At 63.6% G+C, this 19,247-nt stretch carries 14 protein-coding genes; 7 read left to right on the top strand and 7 right to left on the bottom strand.

Translation table 11 applies throughout. The features are described 5' to 3' along the window. The first annotated feature begins 46 nt into the window (after positions 1–46). From DFO58_RS12070 to DFO58_RS12055, 4 genes are all read left to right on the top strand, one after another. Complete coding sequence (locus DFO58_RS12070; RefSeq protein WP_120991071.1) at positions 47–1,594, top strand: hypothetical protein; 1,548 nt, start codon at positions 47–49, stop codon at positions 1,592–1,594. After that, entirely contained in the window at positions 1,591–4,143 is a 2,553-nt protein-coding gene (locus tag DFO58_RS12065) for a DUF5129 domain-containing protein (protein WP_120991069.1), read from the top strand. Before DFO58_RS12070 ends, DFO58_RS12065 begins: the two co-directional genes overlap by 4 nt. 191 nt (positions 4,144–4,334) lie before the next feature. Then, positions 4,335–5,735: an FAD-binding oxidoreductase gene (locus DFO58_RS12060; protein WP_120991067.1), complete on the top strand. Its 1,401-nt coding sequence runs from the start codon at positions 4,335–4,337 to the stop codon at positions 5,733–5,735. A 318-nt stretch (positions 5,736–6,053) separates the two neighbouring features. After that, positions 6,054–6,599 carry a hypothetical protein gene (locus tag DFO58_RS12055; protein WP_113607023.1) on the top strand — a complete coding sequence of 182 codons (546 nt, stop codon included), beginning with the start codon at positions 6,054–6,056 and terminating at the stop codon, positions 6,597–6,599. A gap of 202 nt (positions 6,600–6,801) precedes the next feature. Here the strand turns inward: DFO58_RS12055 and DFO58_RS12050 are convergent, their stop codons facing one another. The 5 genes from DFO58_RS12050 to DFO58_RS12030 form a co-directional block, all read right to left on the bottom strand. After that, positions 6,802–8,859, bottom strand: coding sequence for a S9 family peptidase (locus DFO58_RS12050; RefSeq protein ID WP_120991399.1), 2,058 nt, complete (start codon positions 8,857–8,859; stop codon positions 6,802–6,804). 147 nt (positions 8,860–9,006) lie between these two features. Then, positions 9,007–10,461, bottom strand: coding sequence for an amino acid permease (locus DFO58_RS12045; protein ID WP_120991065.1), 1,455 nt, complete (start codon positions 10,459–10,461; stop codon positions 9,007–9,009). 11 nt (positions 10,462–10,472) lie between these two features. Further along, positions 10,473–11,885, bottom strand: coding sequence for an aspartate ammonia-lyase (locus DFO58_RS12040; protein WP_120991063.1), 1,413 nt, complete (start codon positions 11,883–11,885; stop codon positions 10,473–10,475). Positions 11,886–11,917: 32 nt separating this feature from the next. After that, complete coding sequence (locus DFO58_RS12035) at positions 11,918–12,904, bottom strand: asparaginase (protein WP_286163575.1); 987 nt, start codon at positions 12,902–12,904, stop codon at positions 11,918–11,920. Then, a complete protein-coding gene (locus DFO58_RS12030) occupies positions 12,901–13,605 on the bottom strand; it encodes a FadR/GntR family transcriptional regulator (RefSeq protein ID WP_120991061.1) in 705 nt (234 codons plus the stop codon). The genes DFO58_RS12035 and DFO58_RS12030 overlap by 4 nt, the downstream gene beginning before the upstream one ends. Positions 13,606–14,132: 527 nt before the next feature. Between DFO58_RS12030 and DFO58_RS12025 the strand changes: the two genes are divergently transcribed. Together DFO58_RS12025 and DFO58_RS12020 are read left to right on the top strand one after the other, a co-directional pair. Beyond that, the gene (locus DFO58_RS12025) at positions 14,133–14,687 is read left to right on the top strand and encodes a type 1 glutamine amidotransferase domain-containing protein (protein ID WP_047120149.1); all 555 of its coding nucleotides are present in this window, start codon (positions 14,133–14,135) and stop codon (positions 14,685–14,687) included. Between the two features lie 55 nt (positions 14,688–14,742). Further along, the gene (locus DFO58_RS12020) at positions 14,743–14,946 is read left to right on the top strand and encodes a DUF6480 family protein (protein WP_047120148.1); all 204 of its coding nucleotides are present in this window, start codon (positions 14,743–14,745) and stop codon (positions 14,944–14,946) included. A 250-nt stretch (positions 14,947–15,196) separates the two neighbouring features. On the opposite strand, the gene DFO58_RS12015 is transcribed toward DFO58_RS12020, so the two are convergent. Together DFO58_RS12015 and DFO58_RS12010 are read right to left on the bottom strand one after the other, a co-directional pair. Beyond that, complete coding sequence (locus tag DFO58_RS12015) at positions 15,197–16,918, bottom strand: thiamine pyrophosphate-dependent enzyme (RefSeq protein WP_120991059.1); 1,722 nt, start codon at positions 16,916–16,918, stop codon at positions 15,197–15,199. Between the two features lie 269 nt (positions 16,919–17,187). After that, on the bottom strand, positions 17,188–18,138 hold the full coding sequence (locus DFO58_RS12010; RefSeq protein WP_047120146.1) for a beta-ketoacyl-ACP synthase III: 951 nt from the start codon (positions 18,136–18,138) through the stop codon (positions 17,188–17,190). A gap of 248 nt (positions 18,139–18,386) precedes the next feature. Here DFO58_RS12010 and DFO58_RS12005 point away from each other — a divergent pair, with 248 nt between their 5' ends. Further along, positions 18,387–19,205 (top strand): metallophosphoesterase, encoded by an 819-nt coding sequence (locus tag DFO58_RS12005; protein WP_120991047.1) that lies wholly within the window; start codon positions 18,387–18,389, stop codon positions 19,203–19,205. Positions 19,206–19,247 lie beyond the last annotated feature (42 nt).

Below are 19,247 nucleotides of genomic sequence, written 5' to 3'. Positions count from 1 at the left end.
GGCCTTGGCAGTTAAGAAAAGCAGCTGTTGATACAATCGTTGGATTATGACTTATCTGCTTTCGACCGCCCGGCGAACCGCGACGGCCCTGCTGGTGCTTCTTCTGCTGGTGCTCGGGGGATTTCTTGCGGCGCCCGCGATGGCGGACGAACAGATTTACGAGCCGATCTACCCGGTGGGCCCCAGCGACGCACCGTCGAAAGGCCAAGACGAAGACAAGGGCAAAGGCACGATCCGCGTCCCGGACCTGGTCGCCGAAGAAGGGGACTTCCACCTGGCGGTCATCGACTCGGTGCAGTCGCAGATCGACAACCAGGAAGTCCTGGACGCGGTCCGCGAGACCATGGGCCAGACCAACGCCAACATCGTGGTGGGTGTCGATGCCGCCGACAATGCGATGGAAGGCGGGGCAGCCCAGTTCATCCGTGCCTTGACCCTGTTCGGTCCCACCTCTTACCTGCTCCTGCACGACGACTGGCCAGACAGCACCGACACCAAGGGCTACATCCAAGACGGCTGGATCGTCATCGGCCTGATGCTTCCGGACAAGGACGGCAAGGGCGCGGAGATCGCGATCGACAAGGCTTGGAATGTGACCGGGGACCGCTCAGCGGCCCTGTCCAACAGCGTTGCCGCGTTGCGGCCGATGATGGACAAGGAAGACTACACCCAGGCAGTTATCGAATCGGTGCGCATCACCACCGAGGAATTGAAAGCGCCCAAGAACACCCTCGGCACGTTGCTGTCGGCCAGTTCAGAGGGCAAGCGGACTGTGCTTTTCGTGGTCCTGGGTGTGCTGGGCGCATCGCTCACCACCTACGTTGTTTTCCGCGGCGTCCGCAAGCGCCAGCGTCAGGCAACCACGGAGCGCAGCGCACGCGCAGCACAGCTGGCCCAGCAGCTGCCGCAACAACTGCGCGACCTTGAATCCTGCAAGCTGCCAGCCCTCAGCGCGGATGCCGGGGGCGTCATCCAGCAGCGCGCCGAACTGCTGGAACGGGCCATCGCACCGCTCGCGAAGGCAGGGCAGGAAGCGGTGCACCGGGTCTCGGCGGCAACTGCAGTCAGCCGCGCGGAACTTGAACGGCTGGAAGTGATCAGCCGGTGCCAGAAAGAACTGGTGTCGGCATGCACCGCGCTCAACGGGCTGCTCGGCAACTCGAATCCAAGCCGCCAGCGCTGGGGCTCGATTATCTCCGCGCACCGGCAGCTGCTGGATGAATGCGCGCAGTTCCTCGACCGCGTGGACGTCGCGCCACTGAAGGCCGCCTCGAGCGTGCGTGCGCATTTGGTGACCGATACGGACGCCCTGGATGAAGCCCAGCAGTGGCTGGATAAGCCGATGTCCAGAAGAGCAGAGCCGGTTGACATGCTGGAACGGCTCTGGGAACTGCGGCTCGCGCTGGCTTCGGATCTGGATCAGCTGCTGGAACAGGCAACGAGAAAGCGGATCAAGGTCCCGCACGAGCTTGCCGTCCACCGCGCCGACCGTCCAGAGGGCGGCACACGGAGGCTTGACGACCTGGCCACCCTGGAACAAGCTTCGCGGCAAGTGCAGCGCTGGATGGATGCCTACGTGGGGGACAAGGCATGAGCCGGTTCGCGGCCTTCGACTCGCACGGGCGCAAGCTGCGCCGTCCGTACGCGCTGGCGCTGATCCCGGCAGTGCTCATGGCCCTGGCCACCACAGTGATTGCCGGGATGGGGCTGTCCACCTACGTCGCGTACGGGCAGGAGAACACTCCCCAGCACGAGGTGAAGATCGTGGTGGAAGGCACACACGACTGGAACATCAGCCAGGAAACCGTAGATGCCGCCGCCGGCCCGATCTTCGCACACCGTCCGCTCACCTTGACCGTTACGGATCGATTCCTGACCGGCGACGAGCTGCTGCGCGGCGTGGTCCCGGATCATGACATCCTGCTCAGCACCCAGCTGGAGAACCTCGAAACTGACGACCACAAGATCCAGCAGCGCTTCGAGGGCACCGCGGTACGCGCGGACCTGCTGGAGGGGCGGGACCGCAAGGCGTACGACGAAACAGATATCCGTTTCGAGATCGACAATGCGTTCCGCGACAATCTGGGTTTGGGCCACGGACCGAAATCCGTTGTGGCCGCCGCCCAGCGCGCGGCAGTGGTGCTTTACGACCCGCCCAACACCAACCCGGTTTTCTGGATCTCGCTGATCGCCCTGGCCGCCACGGCGACCACGGTTTTCCTGCTGATGGCGCTGCGCTACAACCTGCGATGGGAAGCAAAACACCGCCGTTTCGTCGCGGCGCAGCGCAAGCTGGCCCGCGTCGTGCTGGACCTCGAAGCGCTCGAAGCGACCTTCTACGCGGTGCCGGAGACCGAGCGCCCACAGGGCTTCCGGAAATCCTGGCTCCAGCTGCAGAAACTGTCCCTGGACTTGGCCCGGTCCGAAAGCTCGCTGACCGAGCTGGTTTATTCGCGCAAAACCGCCTTCGGGACGCAAACCGCGCAGCAACTCGCCGATTTCGAGGCGTCCGCCCGCAAGCTGACCAGCTTGTCCGACGCATTGATGGGCGCAGGCTCCGTGCACGCGCGCCTGGTCGGGACCGGGACGACCTTCGACCGGCTCAGCACGCCGATCAACGATGCCATGACGACGCTACTGATCCGCTTGGAGCAGGCACCGGGCCGAATGGTCGCCAACGGCGACATCGAACAGCTGCGTTCGGCCCTTGGACAGCTGCTGGATGCGGCCGCCGGGGATCCGAAGAACCTGCAGGCCGTCGAACAGTGGCAGCGGGCCGAGCAGCACCTGGTCGAACTCTTGAGCAAGCAGAAAAAGAAGATCTCCCGATACCCGCACGGCAAGGTCGCCGCACCGGCTGGCGCACCCCCGGAATATCGGGAATTGAAAACCTCCCTGGGACTGGACGCAACGACCGGCAGGGACGGCTACGCGAACGCGGCCTACCTGGATGCGCTGGCGAAATCCATCACCGGTGAAACCCTTGAGTCGGACCGGAAGACGACGGCAAAGCAGCGCACTGAATCGGCCTACCGGCCCAGCGGGCCGCGGCTGGCCGTGATGCTCACCGCCCTGCTGCTGATCGGCATGATTCCGGCCGGCATCATAGCAGCAAACGTGGTTGAGGACCCGTTCCCAGACAGAGAAGGCACTGGCCGCGGCGCTCAGCTGGAGATCGACGACCCCAGCGGAGAGCTGTCCGATACCGAAATCATTCGCTACATGGACACCGATTTCCCGGTGCCGACCAACATGGTGATTGCCGTCCGCGACGCCGAAGCCTACCTGGACCTGAGGACTGATCCTCCCGGATCTGAATACCGCTCGGCAGAGCCCCTGAGCCTGCTGACGTCCCTGCACCGCATCAAGCAGGAATTTCCAGAACTGCTCGACCCGATGACGAAGGAGTTGAAGGACGGCAAGGCCATCATTCCGGTATTCTCTACGGACGAAGGGACAACCATCGCCCCCGGCCTGATCAGCCCGGAAATCAGCACGGGTCAATACACCCTCGGCGGTACCTCGAACTGGGAGCACGGGAGCATCCACGAAAGCACGTATGCGGATATCACCATCGCCAACGTGGTGGACGACTATGCCGAAGGTATCCAACGCAATGGCTTCGAAGAAGATACCTCGATCAGCTTCGGGGGACTGTTCTGGCTGCTGACCATGCTGTTCTTCTTCACCGTGGTGAACATCGTCCTGGTCATCCGGTTCCTGCTCACCGCTACGTCAAGCCTGGGACGTTTCGGACGCGGGACCGCCTCGTTGCGCTCGGCCAAGAAGAAGTTGGCGCGCCTGCTGTTGGGCCTGGACGAATCCCAGATCAACGCCGTGGCGGTTCTTGGGTCAAGCGGCAGTAACGGCCGCGCCGACGATGCAGGCCAGAGGCTCTTTGAACGTGCTCTGGCCATGGCGCTGCGGGAAGAACGGGAACTGGACGCCACGCCGTTGAACGAACGACTGCGCCGTGAGTTCAGCGCCCGCGTTGAGCACCTGGACCACCTGGCCGATGTCTTGGCCGAGCGCGACGCAGATGTCGCTCGCCGTGCCCAGAGATTGATCGAGGCCACACGCGGAGCCGGTGGAGATACTCCTGACGGGGTGAAGTTGCCCGGACTGCACCCGATGAAAGCCTAGCGAGGGACGACAAGGCGCACCGGACGTGAAGGCTTTGCGGATGCCTCAGTCCTGTCCTCTGGTTTTGGGGCTTGAACCATGAAATTGAGCCGAAAATCGCACGATCATGCCCATTGCTCCATGCAAAATCCGGGAGGAGAATTACCCACACCCAAGTTCCGATGCGATCTGTCCGAAGGAGCGCGCGCATCATGAACAATCCACTAATCTCAATAGCCGATCTCAGATCGCTGGGTGCTTCCCTCAGCGGAACCCTTGTCACGGCAGCAGACCACGAGTACGATGATGCCCGCGCCCTGTGGAACGCCATGATCGACCGCCGGCCAGAGCTGATTATCAGGGCCGGAGAGCTCACAGACATTCCGCTCGCCCTTGACTTCGCCCGAAGCCATCACCTGCCGCTCGCCGTTCGCGGAGGCGGGCACAACGTGGCAGGGCACGGCACCGTTGACCGGGGCCTCGTCCTCGACTTGCGTGCTTGCAACAAAATAATGGTCAATCCGTCTCTGCGACAGGTGAGCACCGGCCCGGGAACCCTCCTTGGCGAACTCGACCAAGCCACGAGCGCCCACGGACTTGCCGTTCCCGTCGGGGTGATCTCGCGGACAGGAATCGCAGGACTTTGCCTGGGCGGAGGATTCGGCTGGCTAACCAGAGCCCATGGCCTGACCGTCGACAACCTCATTGCCGCGGAGATGTACACGCCGAGCGGCGAAAAAGTCCGTGCCGATGCCCGGGAAAATCCCGAGCTGCTGTGGGGCCTGCGCGGCGGGGGCGGCAACTTCGGGATCGTGGCCGACTTTACCTTCTCCGCGCATACGCTTCCGGAAACGGTGCTGGCCGGAAACCTGATCTACCGGGCAGCGCATTGGCGTGGAGCATTACATGCACTGCGGGACTGGGCCGCGAACCTGCCTGATGCAATGACGGTCATTGCGACAGCGCTGGTCCCGCCGGAGGAATGGGAACTGGGCACTGACACGATCCTCGCGGTCGGCTTCGTCTGGGCAGATCCGGATCATGCCGCCGGAAGCGCATGCGTGGAGCGGTTTACGGAACTTGCACCGCCGGATGTCCAGGATGTCGCGGCAATCTCCTGGCCTGAATGGCAATCATCCATGGATGACGTCTTTCCCAAGGGCGTTCGCGCCTATTGGAAGAACACCGGTTTTGATTCCCTCGACGACGACATCATCGCACTGCTGGTAGACAAGGCCACTCAGCTCACATGGCCGGGCACGGCCTTTGATCTGCATGTCATGGGCGGGGCCATGGGACGGGTAGCGGAGGAAGCCACCGCGTTTCCCGACCGCTCCTCGGCCTTCTGGATCAACATCTATGGATTCTGGAAGGAGCAGGCTCAAGACGCACACCATCGGGAATTCATCCGCGGATTCCATCGGGACATGAGTGCAGTGGCCGAAGGCGGCGAATACCTCAACTTCTCCAGCACCGATGCCCCGACGACCGGCGGCTTCGACGCCTTGGCAGTGTATGGGGAGCAAAAGTATGCTCGGCTGGCGGCACTGAAGCGGCGCTATGATCCGCACAATGAGCTGCGCCTGAACCACAACATCAAGGTCACGGGTTGACCCCAGCCCGTGGCGCATCACGGGAAGCCGGCTCAAGATGCCCCACTGTCCGGGCACGGGCCGGGGCGTTGACACGCGCCAGCCGTGCCGGGGGGGTACCAGCGCCTTGAAGGCCGTCGCGGGCAGCGTCTGCCCCGGGTATTTGTTGAAGATGGAAGTCACTAACGGATAAGCAGACTTTGCTCGATCAGAACACGTCCGTGAAAGATGCGAAGAGCACCCGCTGAGCTGGAAGCTATCATAGGTTCAAATGCAAAATAACCTTTGACAAGGGTCGAGTCGTTAGGCTCTGCCCGCGCTTAGAGTCAGGATCCACGGATGGAAGATACGCCAAAAGCGGTGCACAGCGAAGCCTACATTCTGGTTCCACACACCGTGGAGGACCTCGATGATTTCGTGGAGAACCCCGACAAGTATCTGGTGGACATGTACGAGGCACCAGAACGCGCTGCCGACATTTGGCGCAATCGGCTCAAGCGAAACCCCTATGGCGGAGAAGGATTGCTCCAGGTGGCCTACTATGGAATCGACCTGATTTCAGCGTCCCTCTGGGATAACGTTGCAAGCCTGTGGATGGATCTGGTCGAAGTCATCGATTCGTTCCTTCAAACGGGCGAGGGCGAAGGACTATTCCCCGGTTCTCCAGTGCCGATTCACTTGCGTTCAAAAGGCCGTTCGACACTGTTCACCGTAGATGAGCAGACGAACGTGGTGGATCCGAAGGATTTCATCCCGGGGATGCTGGATGAAGCCCAGCGCTACTTCGAATGGATTCAGGAAAATATCGGCACTGACGAGTCCGGTGACCTTGGGGCAATCAACGAAGTTCGCGACTTGTTCGTTGAATGGTCTGCTCGTCACTAGACGCCTCGTGCATTAGAAAGCTGCAAGCGGCGCACTCGGCTGGTCCTTGGTTCCAACAACAGCAGTACCGGATCGGTGTGTCATGGCCGGCACCTGCGTCAGTGGTGGCGCTGTTTATCGTGCCCATCAACGGGGAAACCCACCAGCCCTTTGGCTCACGCCGGGCGCTGGTGGGTTTCAATACCGCCATCAAGAAGCTGGGCTATCCCAGCAGCTCAGGCAGTTCGCCCGGCTCCTGTCCCAGCACGTTCTCGGCCAGGAATCCGGTGACCACCTGGTACCAGATCTTCGCGTGCTGCGGGGCGAGCACCCAGTGGTTCTCGTCCGGGAAGTACAAGAAACGGTGGGCAGTGGTACCGTCCGCCTGCTGCGGCAGACCCGAGGAAGACAGCAGCTCGTACCACAGGCGCAGTCCTTCGCCGATCGGCACCCGGTAGTCCTTGTCGCCGTGGATGACCAGCATCGGGGTGACGATCTTGTCCACCGAATGATGCGGCGAATTCGCCTCGATCATCTCCGGGCTCATCTCGCGGGTCCAGTAGAACGAGGCGTCGGTGGTCTTCCCGAAGCCGTCCAGTGCCCAGAGGCTGGCGTGGGTGACGATCGCCTTGAAGCGGTCGGTATGACCTGCCACCCAGTTGGCCATGTAGCCGCCGAAGGATCCGCCCATGGCCGCAGTGCGGGTTTCGTCGATGTCGGCGCGCGCCTCGGCCGCGTCGGTGATCGCCATCAGGTCCGTGTACGGCGCCTGGCCCCAGTTGCCCCAGCCGCGCTGGATGAAGTCCTGGCCGTAGCCGGTGGACAGGGCAGGATCCGGCAGCAGCACCGCGTAGCCTTGCGCGACCAGCAGCCAAGGGTTCCAGCGCCAGCTCCACGCATTCCAGGAGTTCAGCGGTCCGCCGTGGATCCACAGCAGCAACGGAGCCTTGTTCTGGGCGCTGGCGCCTTCGGGCAGCGCCAGCCAGGCGCGGACCGTTGCCCCGTCGACCTCGGTGCTGACCTCTTCCAGGGTGCCCGGCAGCTGCGGACGCGGTGCGGGGGAGGGCAGCTCGGTGACCTGGACGTAGTCGCCGGCTTCCAGGTCGCCGATGTGGGTCAGGTCCAGTGCGACCGGCTCGGCAGGGTGCTCATAGCTTGCGCGCAGCGCATAGGCGGCACGGGAATCCGGGCTCACCAGCACGTTGGTGAAGGCGCCGGAGTCGGTGAGCCGGGTGACGCGGTCGTTTTCCAGACGCAGGTGGAAGACCGGGCCGTGCCCGTCCTCGTCGGCAACCAGCAGCAGCGACATGCTGTTGGGGACCCACACGATCTCCGTGGCCCAGCGGTCCCAGCCCACGGCGATCTGGTAGGACTCGCCGCTGGCCAGGTGCATGACGAACAGCTCGCAGACCGGAGCCGACTGCGGGGTTGAGCGGCGCCAGCGCGCGTAGGCGAGCTTGGCTGAATTCGGGCTGATCTTGCCCATGGCGTATTCGTAGGTCTCGTCGGGGGCCAGCAGCATTTCCCGGGCGCCGGTATGCATGTCGATGCGCATCAGGCCGACGGCCTGGTCGCCGTGGCCTTCCGGGACGATCCATTCGGTGATCAGGAAGTCGCCATTGGGCGCGACATCGCAGGCTGCCTCCACGAGGCTGCCGCCGATCCCGGGTGTCAGGTCGGTCAGCTCGCTGTGCTCTTGCCCGGCAGGCAGGCTGGTTGCGTACAGGTGCGGGGTGGCCGGGCCCAGGTCGTGGTCCCAGTAGCGCACCGGGTAGCCGGTGTGCAGGATGGCGGAGACCTTCTTCTCCTTGCGGGCCGCGCGCAGCTTGGCCTCGTGCTCCAGGTCGGTGGCCCGGCTGAGTGCCGAGGAGCGCACCAGCACGGTCTGCGGGGATTTGGCGCAGGTGGCCAGCGATTCGACGCCTGCCGGGTGGGTGATGACCGAGCGGGCTTCGCCGCCGGCGGCCGGCAGCAGCCAGCCTTCGGCCACCGCGTCGTCCTTGGAAGAGCGCTTGGCAGTGAACAGCAGGTCGCCGTCGGCGGTGAAGACGGGGCTCGACTCCCCGTGCTCCGAGTAGGTCAGCCGGCGGGCCGGGTTCTTGCCAGCCGGGTCGATTTCCCACAGCGCGTTGGTGTATTTGGTGGCGTCCTCGCTCAAGGTGCTCAGCGTGGTGACCAGCCGGCGCCCGTCGGGGGAGAGCGCCATGCCGCTGATCCGCGGCATGGCGACGTAGGAGTCCAATTCCTGAAATGAATGCTTAGAGTGTTTCACCTCACACATCATGCCACTATCTGTGCCCTTTGCACTACTGGAAACCCAGATCATGTCGGAGGCCAACTACCCTTGACCGGCGCGTCCGATGCGCGCGGACGACCGATGGCCCGGGAAGAATCCCGGGCCATCGGTGGTGGAACAGCTGCGAAGCGGCTAGACCTTTTCGGACTGCGCCTCGGCTTTCAGCCGGGCGGAAGCCAGCTGGTTGATGCGGCCGCGGCACAGGTACCAGCCGCCGATCAGCATCGGAATGATGACAACCAGCGAAGCGATGGTCCAGGTGCCCACGGGGTTGTCGAAGGCCATCATGACCAGCACCGCGGCAAGGAACGCCAGCGTCACCCAGCCGGAGACCGGAGCGAATGGCATGCGGAAGCTCGGGCGCTGCATTTCGCCGGCGCGGACCTTTTTCACCAGCGCCATTTGGCACAGCACGATCATGCCCCAGGAGGCGATGATGCCGACGGCGGCGAAGTTCAGCACGATCTCGAATGCTGCTGCCGGAACCACAGCGTTCAGCACCACGCCGAGCACTGCCACCGCAGCGGTGATCACGATGCCGCCGTACGGGACGCCGGAACGGTTCATGCGTCCGGCGAAGCGCGGAGCCGAGCCGTTCAGAGACATCGAGCGCATGATGCGGCCGGTGGAATACAGGCCGGCATTCAGCGAGGACAAAGCCGCGGTGAGCACCACCAGGTTCATCACCACGTCCATGCCCTTCACCCCGATGGAGCCGAAGAACGTCACGAACGGCGACTCCCCGGCCGAATAGGCGGTGTACGGCAGCAGCAGCGAGAGCAGCACCAGCGAACCGACGTAGAACACTGCGATGCGGATGATCACGGTGTTGATCGCCTTGGGCATGACCTTCTCCGGGTTGGCGGTTTCGCCGGCCGCGGTGCCGATCAGCTCGATGGACGCGTAGGAGAAAACCACACCCTGCATCAGCACCAGCACCGGCAGCAGCCCGTTGGGCAGCAGCCCGCCGTTCTCGGAGATGATCGAGAAGCCGACCTCGTGGCCGTCGACCGGGGTGCCGAAGAAGACGAAGTAGCAGCCGATGACCAGGAAGGAGACCAGCGCGACCACCTTGATCAGGGCAAACCAGAACTCCATCTCGCCGAAGACCTTGACCGAGATCAGGTTCATGGTCAGCACCAAGGCCAGGGCGGCCAGCGCCCACAGCCACTGCGGGACCGAACCGATCCATTCCACGTACTTGCCGAAGAACGCCATGTACAGCGCGACGGCGGTGATGTCCACGATGGCGGTCATGACCCAGTTCAGCCAGTACAGCCAGCCGGTGGCGAAGGCCGCCTTCTCGCCGTAGAACTCGCGGGCGTAGGACACAAACGATCCGGTGGACGGCCGGTGCATGACCAGCTCGCCCAGCGCACGCAGGATCAGGAAGGCGAAGAAGCCGCAGACCGCGTAGCTGATGACGATGCCGGGACCGGCCTGGGCCAGGCGCCCTCCGGCGCCCATGAACAGGCCGGTGCCGATGGCGCCGCCAATGGCGATCATCTGCATCTGCCGCGGGGACAAGCCCTTGTGGTAGTCGGAGTCGCCGGCAGTCAGCGCCGCCTCGGGGGTGGTTTTCTCCATAGGGTTCCTTTTTAGTCGGAGAGGTTGGCCAAACGCTCTGGGGAGAGCAGCTCGTTCAGGTCTTCGGCGGACAGCAAGCCGCGTTCAAGCACCAGCTCGGCCACGCCGCGCCCGGTGTGCAGCGCCTCCATGGCGATGGCGGTGGACGCGGAGTAGCCCAGGCGCGGGTTCAGCGCGGTGACCAGGCCGATGGAGTTCTCCACCTCGCGGCGCAGCGCGTCCTCGTCCACGGTGATGCCGTCGATGCAGCGGGTGGCCAAGGTCAGGCAGCCGTTGGTCAGGTGCTTGAGCGACAGGCCGATCGAATGCGCGATCACCGGTTCGAAGGCGTTCAGCTGCAGCTGGCCGCCCTCGGCCGCCATGGTCACGGTCAAATCGTGGCCCACCACCTGGTAGGCGATCTGGTTCACGACCTCCGGGATCACCGGGTTGACCTTACCGGGCATGATCGAGGAGCCGGACTGCACAGCCGGCAGGTGCAGGTCGTTCAGGCCCGCGCGCGGACCGGAGGAGAGCAGGCGCAGATCGTTGCAGATCTTGGAGATCTTCAGCGCCACGCGCTTGAGCACGCCTGACAGGTGCACGAAGGCTCCCACGTCGCTGGTGGCCTCGATCAAATCCGGGCTGGTGGTCAGCGGCAGGCCGGTCAGCTCGCGCAGGTGGCGGCAGGCGGCCTCGGCATAGCCGGCCGGGGCGTTCAGACCGGTGCCGATCGCGGTGGCACCCAGGTTGATCTCGGTGACCAGCGACAGCGATTCGGCCAGGCGGGCCCGGTCCTCGCCCAGGGTGACGGCCCAGCCGCCGAACTCCTGGCCCACCGTCATCGGCACCGCGTCCTGCAGCTGGGTGCGGCCCATCTTGACCACGGTGCGGAATTCCTCGGCCTTGGCCAGGCAGGAATCCTGCAGCACCTTCATGGCTTCCAGCAGCGGCTGGGTGGCGAAGTGGGTGGCGATATTGACAGCAGTCGGGTACGCGTCATTGGTCGACTGCGAGAGGTTCACGTGGTCGTTCGGGTGCAGGTACTGGTACTCGCCCTTGGCGTGGCCCATGATTTCCAGCGCCAGGTTGGCGATGACCTCGTTGGCGTTCATGTTGGTGCTGGTGCCGGCGCCGCCCTGGATCGGGTCGATGATGAACTGCTCGTGCAGCTCGCCGGCCACGATGCGCTCGCAGGCGGCGTCGATGGCCGCGGCGCGCTCGGCGTCCAGCAGCCCCAGCTCGTGGTTCGCGCGGGCCGCTGCCTGCTTCACGCGCGCCAGTGCGCGGATCAGGTACGGGTTGCCGGAGAGCTGGGTCCCGGTGATGTCGAAGTTGTGCTTGGCGCGCAGGGTGTGCACGCCCCAATAGGCCTCGGCTGGGATGTCGAGGTTGCCGATCAGATCATGCTCTACGCGGGTGGCGGCGAGCTGAGACTGGATCATGTGGATATTTCTCCTGTAATGGATGGGTGTTTCTAGAGTGCGGCCAGGCGGCCGACGGGCTTTCCCCCGCCCAGGGCGGGGCTTGAAAGCAGATCTTCGGGCACGCGAACGTGCGCCGCGAGCAGGGCCGCGGTAACCGGCATGCGGGCGCGGTCGCCGCCGTCGGCGATCTTCACTGCCAGCGCGGTGCCGTCGGGCAGGGCGACGGCCTGGATGCCCTCGAACCCGTCCTTGGCGATGGCGCCGGGAACCGCGCGCATCAGCGCGGTGACGTCGCGGCCCTCGCCGGCCACCAGCTCCGGGTAGGCGCGCATGGCGGCGGCGACGCGGCCCTCCGGGGTACCCTGCGCGGCGGTGGCGATCCGGGCGAAGCCGCGGGCCAGCGCCGGCAGTGAGAGCAGGTAGACCGGGGTGCCGCAGCCGTCGGTGCTCTGCCCGGCGATGTCCTCGCCGGTGAGCTCCTCGACGGTTTCGCGCAGCAGCTGCAGCAGCGGGTGGCCTTCGCAGAGGTAGCTTTTCAGATCCCAGCCCTTGAGCTTGCACAGCGCCAGCAGCGCCGCGTGCTTGCCGGAGCAGTTCTGCGCCAGCTGGGTGGCTGAGCCGCCGGCGGCCAGCCAAGCGGCCTGCTCGGCGGTGCCGTAGGGCAAGTCGGTGGAGTTGCCCAGGGCCTGGAGGGACAGCCCGGCCGCTTCGAGGGTGGAGCGGGCGACGTCCTGGTGGCGCTGCGAGCCCGAGTGGCTGGCGGCAGCCAGGGCGATCTGCTCGTCGCTCAACTCCAGGCCGGCACGCAGCAGGCCCACGGCGAACAGCGGCTTGAGCGCCGAGCGCGGATAGTACAGCGCCTGGGTGTCGCCGCGGCTTTCAAGCACCGAGCCGTCGGGGCCCAGCACCACGGCCGAGCCGTAGTGGATGGATTCGATGGCGTCCCCGCGGGTGGCAGCTACCAGGGGGACGTGCTGCGGCAGGCCGTGGGCGGCCAGCGCATGCAGGTCCGGCAGTTGGGTTTCGATGCGGGTCACTTGCTGCTCCTGACGATGGTGGTGATGGCGTGGTGCACGGCGCTGAGGTGTCCGTTCATGGCTTGCGCGGCGGCGTCCGGATCCTGGTCGGCGATGGCCTGGACGATGAGGCGGTGCTCCTCGTTGGACGGGCCGGTGCGGCCGGCAACCAGGTTGACGGTCTCGGACTGGCGCGACATGGCTTCGCGGATGTCGCTGACGATTTTGGTGAACACCGAGTTGTCGCTGGCCAAGGCGATGGCGGCGTGGAACGCCGCGTCCAGCTCGACCCAGGCTGCCGGATCGTCTTCGTGCTCCATCTGGTCCAGCAGCCCGCGCAGCCGTTCGAGGTCTTCGGCGGTGCGCCGGCTGGCGGCCAGGGACGCGGCGGGGATCTCGATGTGCGGGCGGGCCTCATGCAGGTCGTCCGAGGAGAAGGTGCCCAGCTTGAGCTCGCGGGTGGGGCGGTGGGAGATCACGAAGGTGCCGCGCCCGGTCTCCGTGCGGGTGAGTCCCAGGGTGGCGCAGGACCGCAGGGCTTCGCGGATGACCGATCGGCTCACGCCGTAGTCCGCGGCGAGGCTCGCCTCGGATCCCAGCTTGGTGCCGAGCGGGATTTCCTGGGCTTCGATGGCCGCGCGCAGGGAGAGGAAAACTGCTTCCGCAGCCGAGCGGCGTTCAATGGGTTGATGTCCGGGTGTCCAGCTGTCTGACAGGTTCACGAGTACGAGTCTTGCAGTGTAGAGCTCGTGAGTCAAGGAGCCGCTCTTGGCGGGCTGCTGAATACCCGAGGGGCGATGTTGCGCTTGGGGGACTGCAGCATCGCCGACGTGGATCGGTACTTGGGGGACACCGGTCCTCGTCCCTCACGTTCGAGGCGCTCGGGCATCTACAGCTTAGTATCTTCGAGCAACTTTTGGGATACCCGTACGGATGTTCTATCCGGAGGAAACGGGTCCACCGCCCTGACTTGCGTTTTGTCCGATGAGCATTGATGGACATCACACCGCACGTCGAAGACCGGTGTTGCAATGCCGTGACCATAAGCTAAGTGCTCCGTACCGCGTTCCGGACAGACGCCGGTGAGGATCTTCGCGCCGCGGAGAGAGCTGGGCAAATCAAACGAAGGGCGAGACAAGTGAAGCACTCTCGCTGGGGACCGCGCCTGAGGACTTCCTGACCGCTTCTTGTGCCACCCGTGCTGGCAGAGCAGTGTTGGCTGTGAACACCTAGAGGAAAGGAAAAGCCGATGGCTGATTTGTCCAGTAAAAAGGTTCTCGTTCTGGTCTCCAATCGTGGCGCTGAGCAAGACGAATTGACCAGTCCGGTCGAATCGCTTCGGTCTGCCGGAGCAAACGTCAAGGTCGCTGCTCCCAGGAAAGAGAAGATCCAAACCTTGGTGGGAGATTGGGACCAGGGCAAGATTCTCGAAGCTGACATGGCTTTGGAGACCGTGGACGAGCAGGAATTCGACCTGCTGCTGATCCCTGGGGGAACGCTCAATGCGGATAATCTGCGTCTTGACGACGAGGCGCAGCGCATTGTCCAGTCCTTCGCCGCCACCGGACGGCCGGTGGCTTCGATCTGCCACGGTCCGTGGCTGCTTGTGGAAACCGGGCTTGTCCGGGACAAGACGTTGACTTCGTATAAGTCAATTAAGACAGACGTGGTCAACGCTGGCGGACAGTGGGTGGACGAGGAAGTTTTCCGGTGCTCGGCGCAAAATTTCGTTCTCATCACTTCGCGCAACCCTGGAGATCTGGAAGCGTTCAATGCCGCGATCATCGAGGAGCTCGGTGCTTAATCGGCCCTGGACAACTAACGCGAGCAAGGTATAGAAATCCCGAAGGAGCTTTTCAATGAAGAACAACAAGTTCGACAAACAAAGCGAAACAGAGAAGGACGCCGCGGGTGAGGCAGCAAGTCAGGAAAAGGCGGCTTCCTCTAACCCCGACCCTCTGGAACAGACGATCACTGGCTTGGAACCGGGTGGCGGAGTGCCGCCCGGAGAAACACCGCCGGCAGAAGGATCGATGAGCGGGGACCAAGGGCACGAAGAGTAGACACTTCGGGGACTGCGACCTTCCAGCAGCTTCGGACACCTCACGGTCCGGTTGCCGGGAGAAAACGCTTCCCCGAACGCAGGGGTGTTTCTCCTGCGGAAGTCTGTTGTGTCTCTGAGTGGCAGTGACGATGCAGACTTCGAGATTGCAGACTGCGCCTCGGGGCAAGTCAAGACTTGCCCCGAGGCGCACTCTGCCAAGGGATGCGTTCGAGCTCTCCAGACCAGATGCGATTCTGGGCAGTGCCGGTTCAAGGGCTTTCGATTGCTTCCTTCGACTTGGCGATCGCAAACCCCCAGGCGTCAGACGCAGTCGTCTTCGGCGGCAAGGATATCTCCTGAGGATTGGTACGGATGTCGAGCAGATACGGTCCATCGCTGGCAAGCGCTGCATCAATGGAAGCCGCGATGTCTTCGGGCTTCGTGACCAGCTGGGAATTAATGCCCATTGCACGTGCGACTTGGGAGAGATCGGGATTGTCCAGCTCCGTGCCGAATTCCTCGAGACCGCCCTGTTCCTGCTCAAGCTTGACCATTCCCAGACGGCCGTTGTTGTAGACGATGAACTTCACCGGGAGCTTGTAGGTCACGGCTGTCCGCAGATCTCCGAGCAGCATCATCAGTCCGCCGTCGCCGCAGTTGGCGATGACCTGCCGCGAACGATCCAACGCCTGCGCCCCTAGAGCTTGAGGCATGGCGTTGGCCATGGAGCCCAAATTGAAGGACCCAAGCAGGCGCCGTTCGCCCCGCATCTCTATGAACCGCGACAACCAAACCGTTGACATTCCCGTGTCGACGGTGAATATCGCGTCGCGGGCTGCTTTCTGGTCCAGCTGGGCAGCGACTGCTTCCGGACGAATGAACTCCTCCGGGTTCTCCACCAGGCTACGGACTTTTCCCACCAGACCGCGGTCGCGATCCGGGTCGGTGATCCTGCCCTGGCGTTCCAACCAGCGCTCGTATTGCTTGCGGATCGATGCCAGATGCTTGTCCGCGCGTCCGGCTGGTAGTTTCGGCAACAGTTGTTTCAAGGACGGCTCGACATGCCCGACCAGCGCGTGCGAAACCTGGGTGCGACGGCCAATGTGCTCGGCACGCATATCCAGCTGGATGACCGTCTTCCCGCTGGGGTACCAGTCCCTGTACGGAAAATCGGTTCCGATCATGAATACTACATCTGCTTCGTCCAATGCAGCGGCCGCTGCGGGGTTGCCGATCAGGCCGGTCTGCCCTACCTGATAGTTGTTCTCCGATTCCAAGATTTCCTTGGCCTTGAGCGTCAGCACCATGGGAGCTTGCAAGCGTTCGGCAAGTTCGAGGATCTCGGCGCGTGCTTCGCGCGCACCCATCCCGACCAGCAAGGTGACTTTCTGGGCATCCTGCAAGACTTGGGCGGCCTCATCAATCTGTCGCAGTGGCGCAGCGGCTTGCGCCGCCTGCGGGGTGAACTTGGCCGGGCGGACGTTCTTTTCGAGCTTCATGCCGCCCACGTTCCCCGGCACGGTCAGCACGGCCACACCGCGGTTCGAGATGGCGGCGTTGACAGCCTGTTCCAGAAGCTGCGGCATTTGGTCGGCCGAGGTGACTGTCTGCGCGAAGACCGCTACGTCGCTGAATAGAAGATCGTTGTTGACCTCTTGGAAGAAACTGCTGCCAATTTCCGAGGTAGGTACCTGGCCGCAGATGGCCAAGACCGGGGCATGGGACTTCTTGGCATCATAGAGGCCGTTGAGCAGATGGATCGATCCCGGGCCCACCGTTCCCATGCACAACCCAAGACGTCCTGTCAGCTGGGCTTGCGCACCGGCTGCGAACGCAGCGGCTTCCTCGTGTCGTACGCCAACCCACTCCATGGAAGGTTCTTCACGGATTGCGTCGGTCAGCGGGTTAAGAGCATCGCCGACAACACCCCAGGCGTGGGTGACGCCGTATTCCGCGAGGGACTCGACAATAGCTTTACTGACTGTCTTCATGTCTTTCCTTTCCGCAACAAGGACAACGTGGACAATGGATAGCCGCAGTCTGGGACAGATTCGGAAAACTCCGATTCTTGTCTGCTTCCCGACGGACCGAAGACCTCTTTTTCAGGGAAGCTGTGCTGTATCCACCAATTTCATCGTGGCACAACGATCCGCGGGTCGCAGGTGCGTTCAGCCTTTCCACATACTGGCCGGGCGAAAGCTGCGGAAGGTACAAAAAAGCCTGCCGCCGATGGCGACAGGCTTTCTGATTTAAGCGTCGATTATGGAATGGTGATGACCTGGCCGGCGTAGGCCAGACCGCCGCCGAAGGCGAACAACAGGGCCTTGGACCCCGAAGGCAGCGGCTCGTCCGAAGCCATCAGCTTGGACAGCGCCAGCGGCACCGAAGCGGCCGAGGTGTTGCCGGAGTAGACGATGTCGGTGGCTACGCGGGCATTCGGCGCACCGATCTTCTCGGCCAGCGGCTCGATGATCCGCAAGTTGGCCTGGTGCAGGATGATGCCGTCGATTTCCTCGGGCTGCAGTCCGGCGCGCTCGATGATCTGCGAGGCGATCTTCGGCAGCTGGGTCACGGTCCAGCGGTAGACGCTCTGGCCGTTCTGCGCGAACTTCATGTCGTTCTCGGCTTCGATGCGCACGGCATCCGACAGCGAAGGCACCGAACCCCATACCGCAGGGGAAATCGCATTCTCCTCGGAAGCTGTCACGACAAACGCGCCGGCGCCGTCGGCGGTCAGCACGCAGGTGGTGCGGTCGGTGAAGTCGGTGTAATCGGTCAGCATTTCCGCGCCGATGACCAGGACGTTGGTCGCGGTGCCTGCGGCGATGGCACCCTGGGCCAGGCCCACAGCGTGCGTAAAGCCCGAGCAGGCAGCATTGATGTCCATCGTGGCTGGACCCTGGTTCATCTCAAGGGCGTTGGCGACGCGGGCGGCCATGTTCGGCGAACGGTCGGTCGCGGTGCACGTCGCCAGCACGATCATGTCGATGTCCTGGGCGGTGATGCCCTCGGCATTATCCAGCGCCATTTTGGCGGCCTTGACGGCCATGGAATCGACGGTCTCGACTCCGGTGCCCCAACGGCGTTCCTCGATGCCTACGCGGCGCACAATCCATTCGTCGCTGGTCTCCACGAGCTTTTCCAGCTCGGTGTTTGGCACGATGCGCTCTGGCTGGAAGTGGCCAAAAGCGACGACTTTGCTGCCGGTCATGGATGTTGCTCCTTGGTGGATTAAATGCTGCCTCCATTAAGGTTAGTCGTTTTGCACGCTACTTGCCGTTCACATGCTCAAGATGGCATATATTTTGCGAAAATTCGCGGGAAATCGGCGCTTCTCGTTCGTTATACGAGAATCCAAGCATTCCGGGCCTCTTCATATGTCGTCGACGTGGAGTTCACCCGGATGTCAGCGGCGGCCGCTGCAATGGAGGGAAAGCAGTACGGAGGGAGGGGAGAAAGATGGATCAACTGACAATTGTGCACCTGAGCGACACCCATCTCACCGGGAATGCCCGGCTGCTGTACGGGACAATCGATCCGTGGCGCCGGCTGGCCCGGGCACTTGGCGCCGCGGAGCAGCTGAAACCCGACGCGCTGGTGCTGACCGGGGACGTGGCCGACCGCGGAGCCGCGATCCACTCGGATGCGGCCAGGATCCTGGCCGAGGCGCAGTACCTGCTGGGCTGCCCGATCATCACGATTCCCGGGAACCACGATCCCGCCGGATCGATCGGCCCGCTGTTCAACACCACGAGGTTGTCCACCGGACCGCATCCGGCCAATACCGTACATGACATTGACGGGCTGCGCTTCATCGGACTGGACAGCGGCGGATTCCAGCAGGCCCAGGGCCGGATCGACGCCTCCCAGCGGGCCTGGCTCGATCGGCTGCTGTCCGTCGCCGCACCCAAGGGAACGGTTGTGCTGCTCCACCATCCGCCACTGGAATCCTTCTCCGCCGCCCTGGCCGGGCGCGGGCTGGAGAATCCCGAAGCATTGGCAGCACTGGTCGCGGGAAGCGACGTGCGCGCGATCCTGTGCGGGCACTACCACCAGACCGGATCCAGCCAGCTGCTGAACACCCCGGTGTTCATGGCGCCGGCCACCTCGTACAACATGAACCCCTTCGCCCCGACGGAGGTCGTCCAGGAGGACTGCGCTTGGTTCTCGGTGCTGCGCATCAGTGCCCAATGCGTGGTGTCGGTGCCTGCGTCCACCGAGCAGATGCGCCCGTCGCAGGAACGAACCGAAACCTATCTCGCCCTGCGGGGCCGCTGAACCTACGACAAACCGCGTTGCCCCGAAAGCGCCCACGAAGGA

The sequence above is a fragment of the Arthrobacter sp. AG1021 genome, from assembly GCF_003633665.1.
Classification (GTDB): domain Bacteria; phylum Actinomycetota; class Actinomycetes; order Actinomycetales; family Micrococcaceae; genus Glutamicibacter; species Glutamicibacter soli.
This window is presented reverse-complemented; position numbering and strand designations above follow the sequence as displayed.

Bases quoted from the DNA above. Each gene is read 5' to 3' on its own strand.
- DFO58_RS12070 (WP_120991071.1), top strand. From the start codon at position 47: ATGACTTATCTGCTTTCGACCGCCCGGCGAACCGCGACGGCCCTGCTG.
- DFO58_RS12065 (WP_120991069.1), top strand. From the start codon at position 1,591: ATGAGCCGGTTCGCGGCCTTCGACTCGCACGGGCGCAAGCTGCGCCGT.
- DFO58_RS12060 (WP_120991067.1), top strand. From the start codon at position 4,335: ATGAACAATCCACTAATCTCAATAGCCGATCTCAGATCGCTGGGTGCT.
- DFO58_RS12055 (WP_113607023.1), top strand. From the start codon at position 6,054: ATGGAAGATACGCCAAAAGCGGTGCACAGCGAAGCCTACATTCTGGTT.
- DFO58_RS12050 (WP_120991399.1), bottom strand. From the start codon at position 8,859: ATGTGTGAGGTGAAACACTCTAAGCATTCATTTCAGGAATTGGACTCC.
- DFO58_RS12045 (WP_120991065.1), bottom strand. From the start codon at position 10,461: ATGGAGAAAACCACCCCCGAGGCGGCGCTGACTGCCGGCGACTCCGAC.
- DFO58_RS12040 (WP_120991063.1), bottom strand. From the start codon at position 11,885: ATGATCCAGTCTCAGCTCGCCGCCACCCGCGTAGAGCATGATCTGATC.
- DFO58_RS12025 (WP_047120149.1), top strand. From the start codon at position 14,133: ATGGCTGATTTGTCCAGTAAAAAGGTTCTCGTTCTGGTCTCCAATCGT.
- DFO58_RS12020 (WP_047120148.1), top strand. From the start codon at position 14,743: ATGAAGAACAACAAGTTCGACAAACAAAGCGAAACAGAGAAGGACGCC.
- DFO58_RS12015 (WP_120991059.1), bottom strand. From the start codon at position 16,918: ATGAAGACAGTCAGTAAAGCTATTGTCGAGTCCCTCGCGGAATACGGC.
- DFO58_RS12010 (WP_047120146.1), bottom strand. From the start codon at position 18,138: ATGACCGGCAGCAAAGTCGTCGCTTTTGGCCACTTCCAGCCAGAGCGC.
- DFO58_RS12005 (WP_120991047.1), top strand. From the start codon at position 18,387: ATGGATCAACTGACAATTGTGCACCTGAGCGACACCCATCTCACCGGG.